The following is a 20,353-nucleotide window of genomic DNA, read 5'->3' as shown; positions in this document are numbered from 1 at the left end:
AGCTCATCAAGCTGCCTGGCCCGATGGTGAGGGGCCGCAAAACCGGCCGAACTATGCCTGTTCGGTCAGGATTCCGGCCCCTGAGGCGACCGGCGAGCCCTTCTCGCGCCCGGCCGGCTCCCTCGCGGACGCCTCCGCGATCACCGAAGTCCCCGCGGAGCCCCGGGCGTCGAGCTCCCGCCACACCGGGAAGACCAGCGGCGCCAGGGTGACCGCGAGGTACAGCGCCCCCGTACCCAGCAGCGCCGCCACCAGCCCCGAGGCGTCGAGGACCAGCCCCGCACCGAGCATCCCCAGCGGGGTCGCCGCCAGCGCCGTGGCCACCAGCAGGCCGAACACGCGCCCGCGCACCTCCGCGGGCACCCGCTCGTAGGCCACCGACATCATCAGCGGCCCCACCACCCCCGACCCGACGCCGGACAGGGCCAGTACCGCCAGCAGCACCGCCACCCGCGGCTCGGCGGCCAGTGCGGCGCACCGCACCGCCCCGACCAGGACGAAGGCCCCTACGAAGACCGCACGCCGCGGCACCCGGTGGCCCGCCCAGCCGTACAGGGCCGCCCCGAGCAGGGCGCCCGCGCCCATGGCGGTGATCATCGCCCCGAACAGGGCGCTGCTGCGCAGCACCTGGGCTCCGTAGGCCGGGTAGAGCACCCCGTTCAGCGCCCCGTCCAGGGCGTTGGTCAGCATCAGGACCCCCACCATCGCCCCCAGGAGCCGGTCACGGCGCAACCGGCCGAGTCCGAAGCGCAGTTCCTCGGCGTACGAGCCACGCGGCGCCCCGTCGGCCGGGCGGGCGCGCGGGACCACCGGGACGAGGGCCGCCACCAGCAGGGCGCACAGCGCCATCGATGCCATGTCCGCGTACAGGGTGCGCACCGGGCCGGCGGTCGCGATGAGCAGACCGGCCAGCGGCGCCCCCGCCATCATGCCGATCCGGCGGGCTCCCTCGACGCATCCGGTGGCCCGCTCCGCCGTCACCCCGGCGCGTTCCATCGCGCCGGGCAGCAGCAGTTGCTTGGCGGTGTCGGAGGGCCCCCGGGCGGCCCCCACCAGGAAGACCAGGACGATCAGGACGGGCAGGGGCAGGGCGCCCCAGGCGTGCAGGAGCGGGATCAGGCTGATCGCCACGGCCGTCAGCAGGTCCGCCGCGATGCTCGTCGCGCGTACGGGCAGCCGGTCGACCACCGGACCCGCGAGCACGGCGGAACACAGCAGGCCCAGCACCTCGGCGGTGGCGACGAGCCCCGTCCGGGTGCCGCTGCCGGTGCTGTGCAGGACGAACCAGGGCACGGCGACCAGCGTCGCCGCCATGCCGAGCGAGGAGATCCCGGAGGCCGCCACCAGGGCGGCCAGCGGGGTGAGGCGGCGCGAGGATACGGAGCCGCCCGGGTACGAGCCGGTCATAGGGGGTTCCTTCCGGCACCGCCGCGCCGCCCGGCAGCCCGCGGTGCGGACGGCCGGGCGGCGTGGTGCCCGGGGATCGTCGGGTCAGCCGGCCGTGTTCAGGCGGAGGCTGAGCGGGCGCATGTCGGTCCACACCCGCTCGATGTGCTCCAGGCACGCCTCCTTGGTGCCGCGCACGCCCTGGTCGTGCCAGCCCAGCGGGACGGGCCGGCCGGCCTCCCAGAGGGAGTACTGCTCCTCGTCGTTGGCCACGACCAGGTACTGCTGCGGGGACGCGTCGTTCACGGTGTTCTCCTCGGCGGATCGGTGCTGCGAAAGGGTCTTCGGGGTGCGGTGGGTCACCGCGGCAGGGCCGCGGCGAGCAGCTCCGCCAGTGCGGCGCAGTGCGGGGGGTCCACCAGGTCGTGGTGGTTGCCCGGGACCGCGGCCCGTACGACGGCGCCCGCGGTGCGCGGCCGCCAGGCCGCCGGGTCCACCAGCGGGGTCGCGAGCTCGGGGTGCCGCTCGTCGACCGTGAACAGGTGCAGGTCGGCACCGAGTACGGCGTCGGTGCGGTAGGCGGCGGAGGCCGCGCCGTTCGCCTCGGCGACCCGCAGCAGCCTGCGCAGGGCCTCCGTGGGCGACGTACGGGGGAGGGTGCCCTCCTCGCGGCCCCGGCGGACCAGGACGTCGAGCAGTTCCTCCTCGTCCAGTTCGCGCGCCGAGCCGGCGTCGAGACCCGCCGCGATGCCGTACCGCAGCAGGTCCGGATCGCCCGCCCCGGCCGTACCGGACCGGCTGCCGGCAGCGGTACCCGGCGCCGCCGCGTCGATCAGCCCGAGGAAGGCCACCTGCTCACCGGCGGCCTCCAGCCGGGCGGCCATCTCGTAGGCCACCGTCCCGCCGAACGACCAGCCGGCGAGGAGGTACGGGCCCTGCGGCTGCTCCTCGCGAAGCGCGGCCAGGTAGCGCTCGGCCATCTCGGGCACCCGCTCCAGCGGCGTCTCGCCGGTGTTGTAGCCCACCGACTCCAGGCCGAGGACGCGCCGGTCGCCCCCGGGACGGGCCGACAGGTCCCGCACCAGGTCCCGGTAGCAGACGACGTCGCCGCCCCGCGGGTGGACCAGGACCAGCGGCGGCCTGGACGGGTCCCCGTCGGCGAGCGGGACCAGCAGCCGGGCGGCGGCCGCCCCCGCGTCCGGCAGTGCCTCGCACAGCAGCTCGACGGTGCGCCGGCGGAACACCATGTTCAGCGGCAGTTCCACCCCGAACTCCCGGCGCACGGCCGCCATCAGGCCGAAGGCCTTGAGCGAGTGCCCGCCGAGCGCGAAGAAGTCGTCGCGCACCCCGATCGGGGCCGTGCCCAGGGTCTGCTCCCACAGCCGCGCCATCCGCAGCTCGGTGGTGTCGCGCGGGGCGATCCGCCCCGCGCCGTCGCCGCGTACCGCGTCCGCCGAAGGAGCGGGCAGCGCCTTGCGGTCGAGCTTGCCGTTCGGGGTGAGCGGGAGCCGCTCCAGCGCCGTGATGACGGCCGGCACCATGTACTCGGGGAGGTCCTGGCGCAGGAAGTCGCCGAGCTCCCGCGGATCGCCCGCCCCGTCCCGCCAGGTCACGTAGCCGGCCAGCACGGCGTCCACCCCCGTGCCGTGGACGGCCACGGCCGCCGCCAGCACCCGCGGGTGGCGGGCGAGCGCGGACTCGATCTCGCCGAGCTCCATCCGGTGGCCGCGCACCTTGACCTGGCCGTCGGCCCGGCCGCGGTACTCCAGGCCACCGTCCGCGAGGCGCCGTACGAGGTCACCGGTGCGGTACAGGCGCTCGCCCGCCGCGTACGGATCGGGCACGAACCGCTCCGCGGTCAGCGCCGGCCGCCCGTGGTAGCCGCGGGCCACCCCGTCGCCGCCGATGTAGAGCTCGCCGAACACGCCGACCGGCACCGGCCGCAGGCCCGCGTCCAGTACGTGCAGCCGGGTGTTGGCGAGCGCCGAGCCGATGGGCACCGGCCCGTCGCCGACCGGACCGGACAGCCGGTGGGCCGTGGACCAGACGGTGGTCTCCGTCGGCCCGTAGACGTTCCGGACCGTGCCCAGCGCCGTACGCATCCGCTCGGCCAGGGCCGACGGCAGCGCCTCGCCGCCGCACAGCGCCCGTACGTGGGGTGCCTGCCAGCCGGACTCCATCAGCTGGTGCCAGGTGGCCGGGGTTGCCTGGACGACCGTGACCGGCGCCGCGTCCAGCTCCTTCGCGAGCAGCGTGCCGTCCCGGGCGGTCTCCCGGTCGACGACCCGCACCGTCGCTCCGCACACGAGCGGCACCAGCAGCTCCAGCACGGCGATGTCGAAGGATGCCGTGGTGACGGCCGCCACCGTGTCACCGGCCGTCAGCTCCAGCCTGCGCACCATGTCCCGGGTGAAGTTGGCCAGCGCCCGGTGCGGGACGGTGACGCCCTTCGGGCGCCCCGTGGAGCCCGAGGTGTACAGGGCGTACGCCAACTGCTCCGGTTCCGGTGCCGGCAGCGCGGGCGCCGGGTCCGCGCCCGGTGCCGCGTCCTCGGTCAGCGCGTCGAGGTCCACCACCGCGACCCCGTCCGGCGCCCCGGCCGGGTCGGGCAGACCCGACACCACCAGCACCCGGGCGCCGCTGTCCGCGAGCATGTAGCCGATGCGGTCGGCCGGGTACCCGGGGTCCACGGGCACGTACATGCCGCCCGAGCGCAGCACGCCCAGCAGCGCCGCCGGCAGCAGCACGGAACGCTCCGCGCAGACGGCCACGGCCGTCTCCGGACCCACACCCAGGCGGGCCAGCTCCCGGGCCAGCCGGCCCGAGACCTCCCACAACCCGGCGTACGTCAGGCTCCGTTCACCGTCTTCCACGGCGACGGCCCCCGGCGTACGGGAGACCTGCTCGCCGACCAGCACGGGGAGCGCCCGGCCGGCGGCCTCCTCGGCGACCCCGCCGGCCGCGTGCAGGATCCGGCGCTCCTCGGCCGCGCCCATCAGCGGCAGGGCGGCCAAGGGAGTGGCGGGATCGGCCACCGCGGCCGCGAGCAGTTCGGTCAGCGCCGAGGTCATCCGCTCGACGCTCTCCCGGTCGAAGAGGTCGGTGGCGAACACGGCCTCGCCGCGCAGCGTGCCCTCCTCCTCGACGAAGTACAGGGAGAGGTCGAACTTCGAGGCGCCGCTGGCCAGCGAGAGCGGTTCGACGGCCAGCCCGGGCAGCGCGGGCGGCTTCGAGGCCTCCTCGTCGAGCACCAGCATCACCTGGAACAGCGGGTTGCGGCTCGGATCGCGCTCCGGCCGTACCTCCTCCACCAGGCGTTCGAAGGGCACCTCCTGGTGGGCGTACGCGCCGAGGGCCGTCTCGCGGGCCCGGCCCAGCAGCTCGCCGAAGCCGGGATCGCCGGACAGGTCGGTGCGCAGCACCAGACTGTTGACGAAGAAGCCCATGAGCGGCTCCAGTTCGGTGCGGTCGCGGCCCGCGATGGGGGAGCCCACCGCCACGTCCTCGCCGCCCGACCAGCGGGCCAGGAGGGCCTGGAAGCCTGCCAGCAGCACCATGAACAGGGTCGCGTCGTGCCGGCGCCCCAGGTCGCGCAGCCCCCGCAGCAGCGGCTCGGGCAGCTCGAAGGAGAACTGCTCGCCGCGCCCGGACGGGGTGGCCGGCCGGGGCCGGTCCGTGGGCAGGTCCAGCGGGGCGAGCCCGTCGAGCCGCCCGCGCCAGTAGTCCAGGGTGCCCGCGAGGGCGTCGCCGCTCAGCCGTTCGCGCTGCCAGGACGCGAAGTCACGGTAGGAGACGGCGAGTTCCGGCAGCGGCGCGGCTCCTTCGAGGGTGCGGGCACGGTAGGCGGCGAAGAACTCCCGCCAGAACACCCCCACCGACCAGCCGTCGAAGGCGATGTGGTGGGCGACGATCACCAGCAGGTGCTCCTGCGGGGCGATCCGCACCAGCCGGGCCCGCAGCGGGCCGGCGGCAGCCAGGTCGAAGGGCAGCGCGGCATCCTGGGCCGCCAGCTCCCGCGCCCGCTCCCCGGCCGCCGCCGCACCCAGCTCGGACAGGTCGGTGAACAGCGGGGTGAACATCGAGGCCGGACCGGGCACGGCACGGGCCGCGAAGGCCCCCGCGCCGCCGTCCTCCCCGGTCGCACCGGTCTCCTCGATCCGCGAGCGCAGCACCTCGTGCCGGGCGACGACGTCCACCAGGGCGCCGAGCGCGGCCGCGGAATCGAGCTCCCCGGTCAGCCGCACGGCGCCGGGCATGTTGTAGTCGGGCCGGCCCGGCTGGAGCCGGTCCAGCAGCCACAGCCGCTGCTGTCCGAAGGACAGCGGTCCCGGCCCCACGGGCAGGGCGGGGATCACCGGTTCCGAGGCGCCCGCCGCACCCAACGAGGCCAGCGCCCGGGCCAGGTCCTCGGCCACCGGGTGCCGGAAGAGCAGCTGCATCGGGATGTCCAGCTCCAGCAGGGCGCGCAGCCGGGAGATGACCCGGGTGGCGCGCAGGGAGTGCCCGCCGCGCTCGAAGAAGTGGTCGCGGACCCCGATCGGGCCCTCCCCGAGCACCTCCTCCCAGACCTCGACGACCGTCCGCTCCAGCGGGGTGCGCGGAGCGACGTGCGTGCGGTGCCCGCCCGCAGTGCCGGCCTCCGGCGCGGGCAGGGCCCTGCGGTCGGTCTTCCCGTTCGGGGTCAGCGGCAGCGCGTCCAGCACCACCAGCGCGGACGGCACCATCGCGGCCGGCAGGGCCGCGCGTACGAAGTCCAGTACGGCGGCCGGATCGCCGCCGCCGTCCCGCCAGACCACGTACGCGGCCAGCAGCCGGTCGGCGCCCTCGCCGTGCGCGGCGGCCACCGCCCGGGCGACATCCGGATGGCGCAGCAACGCGGCCTCGACCTCGCCGAGTTCGATCCGGTGGCCCCGGACCTTGACCTGGTTGTCCCGGCGGCCGTGGAACTCCAGCACCCCGTCGGAGCGCAGGCGCGCCAGGTCACCGGTGCGGTACATGCGCGCGCCGGGCGGCCCGTACGGGTCCGGCGGATACGCCTCGGCGGTACGGGCCGGATCGCCGAGGTAGCCGCGGGCCACTCCGCGTCCGGCGATGAAGAGTTCACCGACCGCGCCCCGGGGCAGCGGTTCGAGGTGTTCGCCGAGCACGAGCACACGAGCGCCGGGCAGCGGCCGCCCGATGGGGATGCGGCCCGCCTCGATGTCGGCGTCCGTCACCTCGTGGTACGTGGTGGTGTTGGTGCACTCCGTCGGACCGTACTGGTTGACCAGCCGCAGCCGGCCGGGCGTGCCCAGGGTGTGCGCGGCGCGGGCCAGCCCGGGCGTCAGCGCCTCACCGGTGGTCATCACCAGCCGCAGGGCCGGGGACGGCCCGTCGGCGGCGGCCACGGCGGCGACCAGCGGCTCCAGCATCGAGGGGACGATCGACAGCAGCGCCGTGACCTCCTCGGCGTGCAGCAGCCGGGCCAGCGCGTCCGGATCCCCGGCCTCGTCCTGGGAGGCCAGGACGACCCGGCCACCGGTGGTCAGCGGGGCGAACAGGTCGCGTACCGACGGGTCGAAGGTCAGCGCCGTACGGGCGAGCACCGCGTCGTCGGGGCCGAGTCCGAAGGTGGAGGTCAGCGCCGCCAGGTAGCCGGTGATCGCGGCGTGCGTGACCGCCACGCCCTTGGGGCGGCCGGTGGACCCGGAGGTGTACAGCAGGTAGGCGAGGTGCGCGGGGGAGGCGAGGGCGGGCGGTTCCGTGGCGGGCAGGGCGTCCACCCGGTGCTGCTCGGCCGCCAGGTCCAGGTCCAGGACCGGCACGGCGCCGGCCAGGTCCGCGGGCAGCCCGCCGGGCAGGCCCGCCGTCAGCACCAGCCGGGCGCCGCTGTCGGCGAGGACCGTGCGGACCCGCTCGGCCGGGTGCCCCGCGTCGAGGGGCACGTAGGCGCCGCCCGCCTTCAGGACCGCGAGGACGCAGACCAGCATGCGCAGGTCGCGGCCGGCCAGCACGGCCACCGTGGTCTCCGGGCCGGTCCCGAGCTGCCGCAGCCGGTGGGCCAGCCGGTTGGCGGCCGCGTCGAGCTCCGCGTAGCCGGTGGTGCGGCCCGCACAGGTCACGGCGGGGGCGTCCGGCCGCAGCCGGGCCTGTTCGGCCACCAGCGAGTGCAGGGTGCGGGCCGCCGGCCGGTCCGCCCGCGGCCCGGACTCCTCCCCGAGCAGGGCGGCGTGCTCCTGCGGGGACAGTACGTCCAGCCGGGACAGGGGGGCGTCGGGGTCCTCGGCCGCACCGGCCAGCAGCCGCAGGTAGTGGCCGCCGAACCGCTCGACCGTGGCCCGGTCGAAGAGATCCGTCGCGTACTGCACCGTGCCGGTCAGACCACCCGGGTGCTCCGTCATCGCGAGGCTGAGGTCGAACTTCGCCGTCCCGTTGGACGTGTCGAGGCTCTCGACCTCCACACCGTCCAGCGGCAGGGCGGCCAGCTGCTCGGGATGCAGTTGGAACAGCACGTCGAACAGCGGGTTGCGGCTGAGGTCGCGCTCCGGCCGCAGCTCCTCCACGAGCCGGTCGAAGGGGACGTCCTGGTGCTCGTACGCGGCGAGCGCGGTGCGGCGCACCCGGCCCAGCAGTTCGCCGAAGGCCGGGTCGCCGGACAGGTCGGTGCGCAGGACGAGGGTGTTGACGAAGAAGCCGATGAGCGGCTCCAGTTCGGTGCGGTCGCGGCCCGCGATGGGCGAGCCCACCGCGATGTCGCTCTGTCCCGTGTAGCGGGCCAGCAACGCCTGGAAGCCGGCCAGCAGCACCATGAACAGGGTGGCGCCGCGCGCACGGGCCAGCCCGCCGAGCCGCTCGGCGAGTTCGGCCGGGACCTCGAAGACGTAGGCGTCGCCCGCGCCGGAGCGCACCTGCGGCCGCGGCCGGTCGGTGGGCAGCTCCAGGGCCGGGAGCCCGCCCAGGGCCTCCCGCCAGTGGGCGATGCCCGCGTCGGCCTCGCCGTTCGCCAGCCGGTTCTGCTGCCAGTACGCGAAGTCCCCGTACTGGACGCTCAGTTCCGCCGGTGCGGGACGCTCGCCGCGGCGCAGCGCCGCATAGGCACCGGACAGCTCCCGCCACAGCACCGGCATCGACCAGCCGTCGCCGACGGTGTGGTGCAGGACCAGGACGAGCAGGTGCTCGTCGTCCGCGACCCGCACCACGCGGGCCCGCAGCAGGGGAGCGGCGCCCAGGTCGAAGGGGGCGGCGGCGTCCGCGTGGGCCAGGCCGAGCGCCCGCGAGCGGGCCTCCTCCCGGGGCAGGTCCCCCAGGTCGGTGCGGACCGGTGCGAAGACCTCCGGCGCCTCCACGGTCTGTACGGGGCCCCGCGGGCCCTCGGTGATCCGCGAGCGCAGCACCTCGTGCCGGGCCACCACCGCGCTCAGCGCGGTGGCCAGCACGTCGGCGTCGAGCGGGCCCCGCAGCCGGGCCGCGACCGGGATGTTGTAGTCGGGGCGGCCGGGCTGGAGCTGGTCCAGGAACCACAGCCGCTGCTGGGCGAAGGACAGCGGCGCGGGCTCCCCGGCCGGCCGGGCGCCGATCGCCGCGACGGCGGTGGCGGTCACGGCCGTGCCGGCCGCGTCAGCGCGCAGGGCGTCCAGCGCCGAGGCGAACCGCTCCAGCGTGGGGTGCTCGAAGAGCAGCCGCAGCGGCACACCGGTGCCCAGGCGGGCGCCGAGCCGCGACACGGCGCGAGTGGCCCGCAGGGAGTGGCCGCCGAGCGCGAAGAAGTCGTCGTGGCGGCCGATCCGCCCGGTGCCCAGCACTTCGCTCCACACGGACGCGGCGAGTTCCTCCGTCGGCGTCACCGGTGCGGCGAACTCGGCCCGGCGCACCCCCTCCTCGGCCGGCGCGGGCAGTGCGCGCCGGTCCAGCTTGCCGTTCGGGGTGACCGGCAGCGCGTCGAGCGGCACGATCGCCGAGGGCAGCATGTACGCGGGCAGCCGTGCGGCGAGGGTGCGCTGCAGCTCGGCCGGCTCGGCGACCTGCCCCTCCGAGGGCACCACGTAGGCGACGAGGCGCTGCTCGCCGGGGGTGTCCTCGCGGACCACCACCGCGGCGTGCCCGACCTGCGGGCAGCGGGCCAGCTCGGCCTCGATCTCGCCCGGCTCGATCCGGTGGCCGCGGATCTTGACCTGCTGGTCGCTCCGGCCGAGGTAGTCGACGGCGCCGTCGGGGCGTCGCCGGGCGAGGTCGCCCGTCCGGTACATCCGGGCGCCCGGGGCGCCGTACGGGTCGGGGGTGAACTGCCGCGCGGTCAGGCCCGGCCGGCCCAGATAACCGCGGGCCACGCCGGTTCCGCCGATGCACAGCTCGCCGACGGCACCCTGCGGCACCGGGCGGCCGCGCTCGTCCAGGACGTAGAGGCGGGTGTCGTCCAGGGCGGTGCCGATGGGGATCCGGCCGTCCACGACGGCGCCGGCGCGAGGGTCGAGCCGGTGCCGCGTGGCGAAGGTGGTCGTCTCGGTGGGCCCGTAGACGTTGACCAGGACGGTCTCGGGTGCCCGCTCCAGGGCCCGGGCGAAGGAGTGCGGGGAGGCGGCCTCGCCGCCCGTCCACACCTCCCGCACGCGCGTCAGGAGCTCCACGCACTCCTCGACCACCAGGTTGAAGAGGGCGGCCGTCAGGAACAGCGACGTGATCCGGTGCTCCGCCACCAGCCGGGTCAGGGCCGCGGTGTCCACCCTGCCGGGCGGCGCCATGACCACCTGCCCGCCGGACAGCAGCGGCACCCACAGCTCGTACGTCGAGGCGTCGAACGACAGCGGGGAGTGCGCCAGCACCCGGCGGTGCGCGGAGCCGAAGGAGGTGTCCCGGGCGAGCGCCGCGACGTTGGCGTGCGTGACACCGATGCCCTTCGGCTCGCCCGTGGAACCGGAGGTGTACATCACGTACGCCAACTGGTCCGGAGAGCAGGGCGGGTACGGACCCGGTGCGGCGGCCGGGGACCCGTCCACGGGGGTCGCCTCCACCGGGTCCGTCGCGTCGAGCACCGGCACGGGCGAGGTGCGGACCGCCTCGTGGCCGGCCGTCGCCGGGTCGGCGAGCAGCAGGCGGGCGCCGGTCCGCTCCAGCATCCAGTGCAGCCGGGTGACGGGGAACCCCTCGCCGAGCGGGACGTAGGCCCCGCCGGCCTTCAGGACCGCCAGGATCGCCACCGGCAGGTGGACCGAGCGCTCCATCAGCAGGGCCACCGGCGCTTCGCGCACCACCCCGGCGGCGGCAAGCCGGGCCGCCAGCAGGTCGGAGCGGTGGTCGAGTTCGGCGAAGGTCAGGCGGTCGGCGCCGCAGACCACGGCCTCGGCGCCGGGGCTGCGCCGGGCCTGCTCGGCGAACAGCTCCACCAGGGAGGCCGGGGCGAGGTCCGGGCGAGCCGCGCCGTGGCCCTCGGCCGCGAGGCGGGCCGCGGTCGGGGCCGAGGGCAGCAGCTCGGCCGGCGGGCGGTCGGGCTCCTCGGCGGCCGAGGCCAGCAGCTCCAGGTAGTGGCCGAGGACGAGTTCGGCGGTGGCCCGGTCGAACAGGTCGGTGTCGAAGACGAGGGAGCCGGAGCAGGTGTCGGCGCCCTCGGAGACGAAGACGCTCAGGTCGAAGAGGGAGCCGCCGAAGTCGGTCCGCACGGGCTGCGCGTCCAGGCCCGGCAGCCGCAGCCCGGCCGTCTCGTCCTGCGCCGACGCGAACATCACCTGCACGAGCGGGTTGCGGTCGCCGACGCGCTCGGGGCTCAGGTGCTCCACCAGTCGGTCGAAGGGCACCTCCTGGTGGTCGTACGCGTCCACCGTCGCCCGGCGGACCCGGCCGAGCAGCTCGCGGAACCCCACCTCGCCCGACAGATCGGCGCGCAGCACCACGGTGTTGACGAAGAACCCGACGAGGGGCTCCAGTTCCACCCGGTCGCGTCCGGCCACCGGAGTGCCGACGGCGATGTCGGTGCGGCCGGCGTAGCGGGCCAGGGCGGCCTGGAAGCCGGCCAGCAGGGTCATGAACAGGGTGGCGCCGCCGCTCTCGGCGATCCCGCGCAGCCGTGCGGTGAGGCGGGCGTCGAGGGTGAAGTCCAGGCTCGCGCCGTCGCCGCTGCGACGGGTGGGCCGGGGCCGGTCCGCCGGCAGTTCGAGGGGTTCCAGCCCCGAGAGGCACTTCTCCCACCAGCGCAGCTGCCCGTTCATCGCACCCGAGGCGAACCGGTCGCGCTGGGTCCGGGCGTACGCCTGGTAGTCCAGCGGGAGCGCTGCCCGTACGGGGGGACGGTCCGCGAGCAGGGCGGCGTAGCCCTCGGAGAGCTCCTGCCAGAGCAGGCCCATGGACCAACCGTCGGTCGCGATGTGGTGGACCACCAGCACCAGCAGGTGGTCCTCGGGGCCGAGCCGGATCAGCAGGGCGCGCAGCAGCGGGCCCGCCGCGAGGTCGAAGGGTCTGCGGACCTCCTCCAGGGCCAGGGCGTGGGCCCGCTCCTCCAGCTCCGCGAGGGGGGCGCTGCCCAGGTCCAGCACCGGCAGCGGGACGGCCGCCGGCGCGGGCAGGACCACCGGGTGCGGGGCGCCGTCGCGCTCCGCGAAGACGGTGCGCAGCGGTGCGTGGCGGGCCACGACGGCCGTCAGGCTCCGGCGCAGCAGGTCCGGCCGGAGGGGGCCGCGCAGCCGGACGACCTCGGGGATCGCGTAGCCGGGGGTGCCGTCCGTCATCCGGTCCACCAGCCACATCCGCTCCTGGGCGAACGAGGCGACGGGTGCGGGGTCGAGGCCGTCGCCGGCCGCGGTGGCAGTGACAGTGGCGGGGGCCGTCTCGGTGGCCGCACCGGCCGCCGAGTCGTCCAGCGCGGCGCGCACACGGCGGCGCAGCAGCTCGCGGGCGGCGGCCAGCCGGCTGTCCACGCCGGCGGGCAGGCTCTCCTGGGTGGTCACGAGGTCTCTCCCTGAAGTACGAGTGAAGGAACGCCGTCGGTGGCGCCGTCGGTGGCAGTGCCGGTGGCGGTGCCGGTCTCGGGGTGCGCGTCGAACGGGGCCGCTTCGGCCTCCAGTTCGGCCAGCAGCACCGTCTCGACGGCGGTGGCGAGGGCGGCGACGGTCCGCTGTTCGAAGAGGGTGTGCAGGGGCAGGTCCAGGCCGAGGGACTGGCGCAGCCGGGCCGCCACCCGGGTGGCGCTCAGCGAGTGCCCCCCGAGGGCGAAGAAGTCGTCGTGGCGGCCGATCCGCGGGGCGTCCAGTACGGAGGCCCACACCATGGCGACCAGTTCCTCGGTCTCCCCGGCGGGCGGCTCGTACCCGGTGGCGGCCGCCGTCGCGGCGGGCGCCGGGAGCGCCCTGCGGTCGAGCTTGCCGTTCGCCGTGACGGGCAGTCCGTCCACGACGACCAGCACCGGCACCATGTACTCCGGGAGGGAGCGCGCCAGTTCGGCGCGCATCGGCTCCGGGTCCGGGGGCGGGGCCGAGCCGTCCGTCCCGGCCTCCGGGACGACGTACCCGACGAGCCTGCGCTCGCCCGGGACGTCCTCGCGGACGACGACCGCGGCCCGTCCCACGCCGGGAAGGCGGCCCAGCGCCGTCTCGATCTCGCCGAGTTCGATCCGGAAGCCGTGGATCTTGACCTGGTCGTCGGTGCGGCCGAGGTACTCCACGGAGCCGTCGGCCCGGTGCCGGGCCAGGTCACCGGTGCGGTACATGCGCGAGCCCGGCGGGCCGAACGGGTCCAGCGGGAAGCGCTCCGCGGTCAGCGCCGGGCGGCGCAGGTACCCGCGGGCGAGGCCCGCGCCCGCGAGGAACAGCTCGCCCGCCACGCCCACCGGGACGGGCCGCCCCCGCGGGTCGAGCACGTACAGCGAGGTGTTCCAGATCGGCCGGCCGATCGGCACGGGCCCGCTCTCCTCGCGGAGGCAGTCCCAGTGCGTGACGTCCACGGCCGCCTCGGTGGGCCCGTACAGGTTGTGCAGGGGCACGTCGAGCACGTCGAGGAAGCGGTTCTTCAGCTCCTCCGGGAGGGCCTCGCCACTGCACACGACCCGCCGCAGCGACCGGCAGCCGCCCGCCTCCGGGTGCTCCACGAACGCCGCCAGCATGGACGGGACGAAGTGGACGGTGGTGATCGACTCCTCCTGGATCACCCGCGCGAGGTAGGCGGGGTCCTTGTGCCCGCCGGGCTCGGCGACGACCAGGGCCGCACCGGTCAGCAGCGGCCAGAAGAACTCCCACACCGACACGTCGAAGCCGAACGGGGTCTTCTGGAGCACCTTGTCGTCCGCCCCCAGCCGGTACCGGTCCTGCATCCACAGCAGCCGGTTGACGATGGCCGAGTGCTCGACGACGACGGCCTTGGGCCGCCCGGTCGACCCGGAGGTGTAGATCACGTACGCGGGCTGCGAGGGCAGCGGCGCCTGCACCGCAGCACCGCCGCTCCCGCCGTGGACGGCCCCGGGATCCAGCCGCGGCAGGTCCGCGGCGGCCGGCAGCGCGGCCGCCACGCCGTCGTCGGCGAGCAGCAGGACGGGCTCGGCGTCGGACAGCATGTATGCGATCCGGTCCGCCGGGAGCGAGGGGTCCACGGGAAGGTAGGCCGCCCCCGACTTCAGCACGGCCAGCAGCGAGACCACCATCTCGGTGGAGCGGTGCAGGGCGACCGCCACGATCCGCTCCGGACCGGCGCCCCGGGCGCGCAGTTCCCGGGCCAGCCGCTCGGCACGGGCGTCGAGTTCGGCGTACGACAGGCGCTCGCCCCGGAAGACGGTCGCCGGGGCTCCGGGCGTCCGGGCCACCTGCTGCGCGAACAGCTCCACCAGCGTGGTGCGGGGGACGGGCACGGCGGTGCCGTTCCACTCCCGGATCAGCCGGTGCTGCTCCTCGGAGAGCAGGTCCACCTCCCCGACCGGGGTGGAGGGGGCGTCGGCGACGGCCGTCAGCAGCCGCTCCAGCGCCTCGCCCAGGCTGCGGGCCGTCCGCGCGTCGAGGACGTCCGTACGGTGGTCGAGGTGCAGCCGCAGCCGCTCCCCGGGCAGCACGATGAGGTTGACGGTGTAGTGGGTGGCGTCCGAGCCCTCCACCCCGGTCAGCCGCGGCCCGCCGGCCAGGTCCCGCATCGACTCCAGGTCGAGCGGATAGTTCTCGACGACGACCGTGGTGTCGAAGAGGGTGCCGAGTCCGGTCGCCCGCTGGATGCCGGCGAGGCCGACGTGCTGGTGGTCCATCAGGTCCGCCTGCTCGTCCTGGAACCGGGCGAGCGCGGCCAGCAGCGGCTCGTCCTCCCGGATCCGGAACCGCACGGGCAGCGTGTTGATCAGCAGCCCGACCATGTTCTCGATGCCCGCGACGTCCGCGGTGCGCCCGGAGACGGTCCCGCCGAACACCACGTCGTCCCGCCCGGTCACCCGGCCCAGCAGCACCGCCCAGAGGCCCTGGACGACGCTGTTGAGGGTGACGCCCGCGGTACGGGCCCGCGCGGTGAGCCGCGTCGTCAGCTCGGCCGGCAGTTCCACCGAGGTCCGCTCGGGCAGGGCGTCGATCCGGTTGGGGTCGGCCGCGCCCAGCAGGGTCGGCTCCTCCAGCCCGGCCAGCGCACCGCTCCAGGCGGCCTCGGCGGCGCGGTGGTCCTGGCGGGTCAGCCAGTCCAGGTGCGAGCGGTACGGAACGCCTTCCGCGGCCGGACCGGTCGCCTCCGAGCCGTCGGACCCGGCGTATCCGGTGAGCAGTTCGCGCAGGAGCACCGCCGAGGACCAGCCGTCCCACAGGATGTGGTGGTTCGTCATGATCAGCCGGTGCTCGTCGGCGCCGAAGCGGACCAGCGTGAAGCGCACCAGCGGGGGCCGCTCCAGGTCGAAGCGGCGGGCCCGGTCGGCCGCCAGCAGCCGTTCCCACTCCCGCTGCCCGTCCGCGGTCCCGAGAGCGCCGAGGTCCACCGTCTCCCAGGGCGCCTCGACGGATTCGAGGACGACCTGCACCGGGCGGTCCAGCCCCCGGTCGGTGAAGGCGGAGCGCAGTGCGGTGTGGCGGCGCAGCAGCCGGTCGCACGCCGTCCGCAGCGTGCGCTCGTCCAGGGGGCCCTCCAGGGTGAGGACGAGCTGGCCGGTGTAGGCGTCCATCGCGCCCGTGTCGAAGGCGGCGTGGAAGAAGAGGCCCTCCTGGAGCGGTGAGAGCGGCAGCACGTCCACGAGCCCGGCGTGGCGTGCGGACAGGGCGTCCGTCTCCGCCTGTGTCAGCCGGACCAGCGGCAGGTCGCGGGGGGTGAGGCGGCGCGGCCGGGCGGCGCCCGTCCAGGTGGCCAGCAGGCGCAGGGCCTCGCCCCAGGCCGCCACCAGTTCGTCCGCCTCGGCGTCGGTCAGCAGGGCGGGCGGATGGGTGACGACCGCGGTGAAGGAGGGACCGTCGGCGCCGTCCACAGCCATGGCGTCGATCTGCAGGACGTGCTCGACGGGCATCGCCGGGTCCACGTCGGCCCGCAGCCCGCCCGCCTCGGGGGCCGGGCTCCAGGGCGCCTCGTCCCCACCGGAGAACCGGCCCAGGTAGTTGAACAGGATCCGGGGGCGCGGGAGTGCGGACAGTTCCGCGGCGGTCTGCGGATTGAGGCGGCTCAGCAGACCGAAGCCCGTGCCGTGGTCCGGTACGGAGGCGACCACCGTGTGGATCCGGGCGACCAGCTCGGCGAGCGCGTCGCCGCCCCGGGCCGCGGCGTCCAGGTCGAGGCCGTCCAGGTCGAAGCGGACCGGGTGCTGGGTGGTGAACCAGCCCACGGTGCGCGCCAGGTCGTGGCGGCCGGTGCGGTCGGCGCGGCCGTGGCCCTCCAGGTCGACCAGCAGCGGTCCGGCGGCGGCAGCGGGGGAGCGGAGGCGGTGGGCCGCGAGGACCAGCCCTGCGAGCAATACCTCGGTCGGCCCGGTGCGCAGCGCGCCGGGGACCCGGGCCAGCAGCGGTCCGGCGACCTCTGCGGGCAGGTCGAGCGTCAGCGTGCGGGTGGTGCCCGCGGTGTCCCGCACCGGGTCGGGGACCCGGTGCCACGGGGCCTGCGGGTCCGGTGCCGTCCCGGCGGTCTCCAGCATCGAGCGCCAGAAGGGGAGTTCGGCGAGCACCTCCGGGGCGTGCGCCTGAAGCTCGAGGTGGTGGGCCCAGGCGCGGAACGACACCTCCCCGTCGTCGGCCGGAAGCGGACGCCCGGCGACGGCGGCCTCCCAGGCCGCGGCGAGGTCCGCCGTCAGGATCCGCCAGGACACCCCGTCCACGGCCAGGTGGTGCACGCACAGCAGCAGCCGGTCCGGGGACGCCCCACCGGCGTCGAAGCGGACCGCCCGCAGCATCACCGCGGCCGCGGGGTCCAGTTGCCCGGCCGCGTCCAGCGCCGCCTCCGCCGCGGCCGCGGCGCGGGCGGACTCGTCCGGCCCCGTCACGGCGACGGTGCGGTAGAGCCGGGACACGTCGACCGAGCCGGGCTCGCCGACCGTGCACACCGGCCCCTCGGGGCCGGCGGCCACGCCGAGGCGCAGCGCCCCGTGCCGGTCCACGACCGACTGCAGGACCCGTACGAGCATCGCGTCGTCCGCGCCCTCGGGCAGGGCCAGCACCATGGACTGGCTGAAGCGCCCGACGGGGCCCGGTCCGTTCAGCAGCCACCGCATGACCGGCGTCGCGGGCAGCGGGCCGCACGCGTCGAGAGCCGGCGTGGCGGCCCGGGACGTACCGGTGCCCGGCTCGCCGACGGCCGCGGCAAGGGCGGCCGCCGTCTTGTGCGCGAACACGTCGCGCAGCGTGAAGGAGAAGCCGTGCGCCCGCGCCCGGCTGGTCAGGGTGAGGGCGGTGATGCTGTCACCCCCGAGCTCGAAGAAGTTGTCGTCGGGAGCGGCGGTGGTGCCGAGGGCCTCGGAGAACAGCGCCGCGAGGGCCAGCTCGACGGCGCCGTACGGGCGCTCGGGGTGCTCCGGACGCGCCGCGGCCTCCGGTACGCGAAGCCGCGCGCGGTCCACCTTGCCGCCCGGGGTGAGCGGCAGCCGGTCCACCGCCACGATGGTGCGGGGCACCATGTAGCCGGGCAGCATCCGGCCCAACTCCGCCGTCAGGAGCTCCGGGTCGGGCGCCGGGCCGTCCTGCGGCGGCGCCACGAAGGCGACGAGCCGCCGGGTGCCGCCGGCCGGTGCGTGCACGATCACCGCGGCCTGCCCCACCGAGGGCTGCCGGCCGAGCACGGCCTCGATCTCGCCCAGTTCGATCCGGTGACCGTTGATCTTCACCTGCCGGTCGACCCGGCCGAGGAACTCCAGTTCGCCGCGCGCCGACCAGCGCACGAGGTCGCCCGTCCGGTACATCCGCGCACCGGGAACACCGGAGAACGGGTCGGGCACGAAACGGTCGGCCGTCATGGCCGCGCGCCCCGCGTACCCCTGCGCGAGCCCCGCACCGGCCACGCACAGCTCGCCGGTCGCCCCCGGCGGCAGCAGCCGCAGGTCCCGGTCCACCACGTACGCGCGGTGGTTGGCCATCGGCCGCCCGATCGGCGGGATCCGGCCGTGCGAGGGCGCAACCACCCGGTGCATGGTGACGGACACGGCGGCCTCGGTGGGCCCGTAGGCGTTCCAGACCTCTCGGCCGTCCACCGCCCAGCGGTCCACGGCGTCCCCGGACGGGGCCTCGCCGCCCGTGGACAGGAACCGCAGCTCGGGCAGGGCGGCCGGGTCCAGCAGCGGCAGGAGCGCCGGCGGCAGGTCGGCGACGGTCACCGCGTGCTCGGCGAGCAGCGCCTGGAGCCGGTCGACATCGACCCGCTCGGCGTCGGTGGCGAGCACCAGGGTGGAGCCGCTCAGCAGGGAGCCGAAGACGTCCAGGACCGACACGTCGAAGGACAGCGAGGCGAAGCCGAGGAACCGCTCCGCGCGCCCGGACCGTGATCCGTCTCCTGCTCCGGCGGTGTCGCCCGCGCCGCACAGCGCGAGGTGGCCGCGTACGAAGTCGACGGCCGCCGCGTGCGGGACGACGACGCCCTTCGGCTCGCCCGTACTGCCCGAGGTGTACAGCAGGTACGCGGCGGACGCCGGCGGCACCGCCGCGCCCGCGCGGCCGCCGTGCACCGCGTCGGTCACCGCTCCCGCGAGGACCACGGACGGCAGGTCGTGCGGCAGCCGGTCGCGGGTGCCGGGCCCGGCGACGACCGTACGCAGCCCCGCGTCCCGCACGACGTACGCGATCCGCTCCGGCGGCAGGCCGGGGTCGAGCGGCACGTAGCAGCCGCCCGCCTTCAGGACCCCGAGCAGGGCCGCGACCATCGCGGGGGAGCGCTCCACGCACACGCCGACCGGGGTGCCCGGCTCCACGGCCGGCCGCAGCCGGTCCGCGATGTCCTGGGCCCAGGCGTCGAGTTCGCGGTAGGTGACCTCCTCGCCGGCGCAGACCACGGCGACCGACTCGGGGGCGCGCGCCGCCTCCTCCTCGAAGAGCGTGTGCAGCAGCCCGCCGCGGGGAGCGCAGTCGCTGCCGCCCTCGGCGAAGGCGGCGAGGCGCTCCGCGTCCTCGGCGGTCAGGAAGGGCAGCGAGCCGACCGGGGCCTTGTCGTCGGCCGCGGCGAGCGCGAGCAGGAAGCGGGTGAACCGCACGCGCAGCGCGTCGAGTTCGTCCGGGCCGATGTCGGCGGCGTCGCCCTCGGCCTGCACGGTCAGCGGGCTGTCGCCGCCGCGGTCGTAGACGTTGAGGGAGACGTGCTCCACGGGGCCGACCGCGAGGTTGTGCGCGGAGGCGGGAGCGCCGGCGAAGGACAGCTCGTAGTCGAAGGACATGAGGTTGACCGCGGCGTCCCACAGGCGCGGCCCGGTCCCGGTGTACTCCTCGATCCGGTACCGCTGGTGGCGCAGGGCCTCCTTGATGCCGGCGGAGGTGCTCCGTACCAGTTCGCCGACCGTGGTGTCCCCGGTGACCGTCAGCCGCAGCGGCAGGACCTTGGAGAACATGCCGGGCGTCCGGCGGGCGTCCTGGGTGGTGCGGCCGGTGACCGGGAGGCCGAGGACCACGTCCTCGGTGGTGCCCGCGCGGTGCAGGTGGGCGGCGGCCGCGGCCATCACCAGCGCCGACCAGCGCGTCCCGTGCCGGCGCGCGGCCTCGCGCAGCGCACGGGCGTCGGCGGGGTCGAGCTCGCCGCTCACCCGCACCGTCGTACCGGACGCGGGCGCCGGGGCGCTGCCGGTGAAGGAGACGGGCTCGGGGGCGCCGTCCAGCCGGGCCCGCCAGAACTCCCGGTCCCGCGCGCACCGTTCGGAGCCGGCGTACTCCTCCTCCTCGGCCACGATCGGTGCCCACGGCGTGCTCTCGGGGGCCGGTACGGGCTCTCCCGCGACCAGCGCCGAGTACACCTCGGCGGTCCGCCGCGCGAGGATCGGGCCGGTGACCCCGTCGGCGACGAGGTGGTGGTAGCCCTGCATCCAGCGGTACGTCTGCGGACCGGTCCGTACCAGGAGGAAGCGGCACACGTCCCCGGTCATCAGGTTCGTCGGCCGGGCCAGCTCCGCCCGCATCAGCCGCTCGGACTCGCCGTCCGGGTCGGGGTAGCCGCTGACGTCGACGGTCACCATCCGCAGCGGCGGAGGTCCGGCGGGTATCTGGCACACCACTCCGTCCACCTCGGCGAAGCGCACGCACAGCGTCTCGGTTCCGGCCACCATCGTGCGCACCGCCTCGGCGAGCAGCTCCGGATCCACCGCCCCGCGGATCTCCAGGTACTCGCCGATGGTGTAGTCGAGGCGGGTGGGGTCGAGCTGCTGCGCGAACCAGACGCCGTTCTGCGGCGGGGTCAGGGGCAGCGGCCCGCGGTCGTGAGTGGCCATGCGGTGGTCAGTCTCCTCAGTCGGATCGGTCGATCAACGACGACGTGAGGCCACTGTCCGCGACGGCCGGACGGTCTCGAAAGTCCCACTAATACGCCTCTTGACGAGGCGCGATCCGCCCGGGGAAGTCCCCGGTACCGCATTCCCGTGACCGGCCCGAGGAGTTCGCCGGCGCAG

4 protein-coding genes are annotated in these 20,353 nt (G+C 75.8%); all 4 read right to left on the bottom strand.

Translation table 11 applies throughout. The annotated features are described in order from the left end of the window. Positions 1–51: 51 nt before the first annotated feature. Complete coding sequence (locus tag OG373_RS07225) at positions 52–1,407, bottom strand: MFS transporter (protein ID WP_405436795.1); 1,356 nt, start codon at positions 1,405–1,407, stop codon at positions 52–54. 84 nt (positions 1,408–1,491) lie between these two features. Then, positions 1,492–1,692 carry an MbtH family protein gene (locus OG373_RS07220; RefSeq protein WP_397729441.1) on the bottom strand — a complete coding sequence of 67 codons (201 nt, stop codon included), beginning with the start codon at positions 1,690–1,692 and terminating at the stop codon, positions 1,492–1,494. A 53-nt stretch (positions 1,693–1,745) separates the two neighbouring features. After that, positions 1,746–12,299, bottom strand: a complete 10,554-nt coding sequence (locus tag OG373_RS07215; protein ID WP_405436793.1) for an amino acid adenylation domain-containing protein — start codon at positions 12,297–12,299, stop codon at positions 1,746–1,748. Next, positions 12,296–20,176 (bottom strand): amino acid adenylation domain-containing protein, encoded by a 7,881-nt coding sequence (locus OG373_RS07210; protein WP_405436791.1) that lies wholly within the window; start codon positions 20,174–20,176, stop codon positions 12,296–12,298. The genes OG373_RS07215 and OG373_RS07210 overlap by 4 nt, the downstream gene beginning before the upstream one ends. Positions 20,177–20,353: the final 177 nt, after the last annotated feature.

This window comes from Streptomyces avidinii, from assembly GCF_045161815.1.
In the GTDB taxonomy this organism is placed as follows: domain Bacteria; phylum Actinomycetota; class Actinomycetes; order Streptomycetales; family Streptomycetaceae; genus Streptomyces; species Streptomyces avidinii.
This window is presented reverse-complemented; position numbering and strand designations above follow the sequence as displayed.

Excerpts from the sequence above, each read along its gene's own strand:
- OG373_RS07225 (WP_405436795.1), bottom strand. The coding sequence starts at position 1,407 with ATGACCGGCTCGTACCCGGGCGGCTCCGTATCCTCGCGCCGCCTCACC.
- OG373_RS07210 (WP_405436791.1), bottom strand. The coding sequence starts at position 20,176 with ATGGCCACTCACGACCGCGGGCCGCTGCCCCTGACCCCGCCGCAGAAC.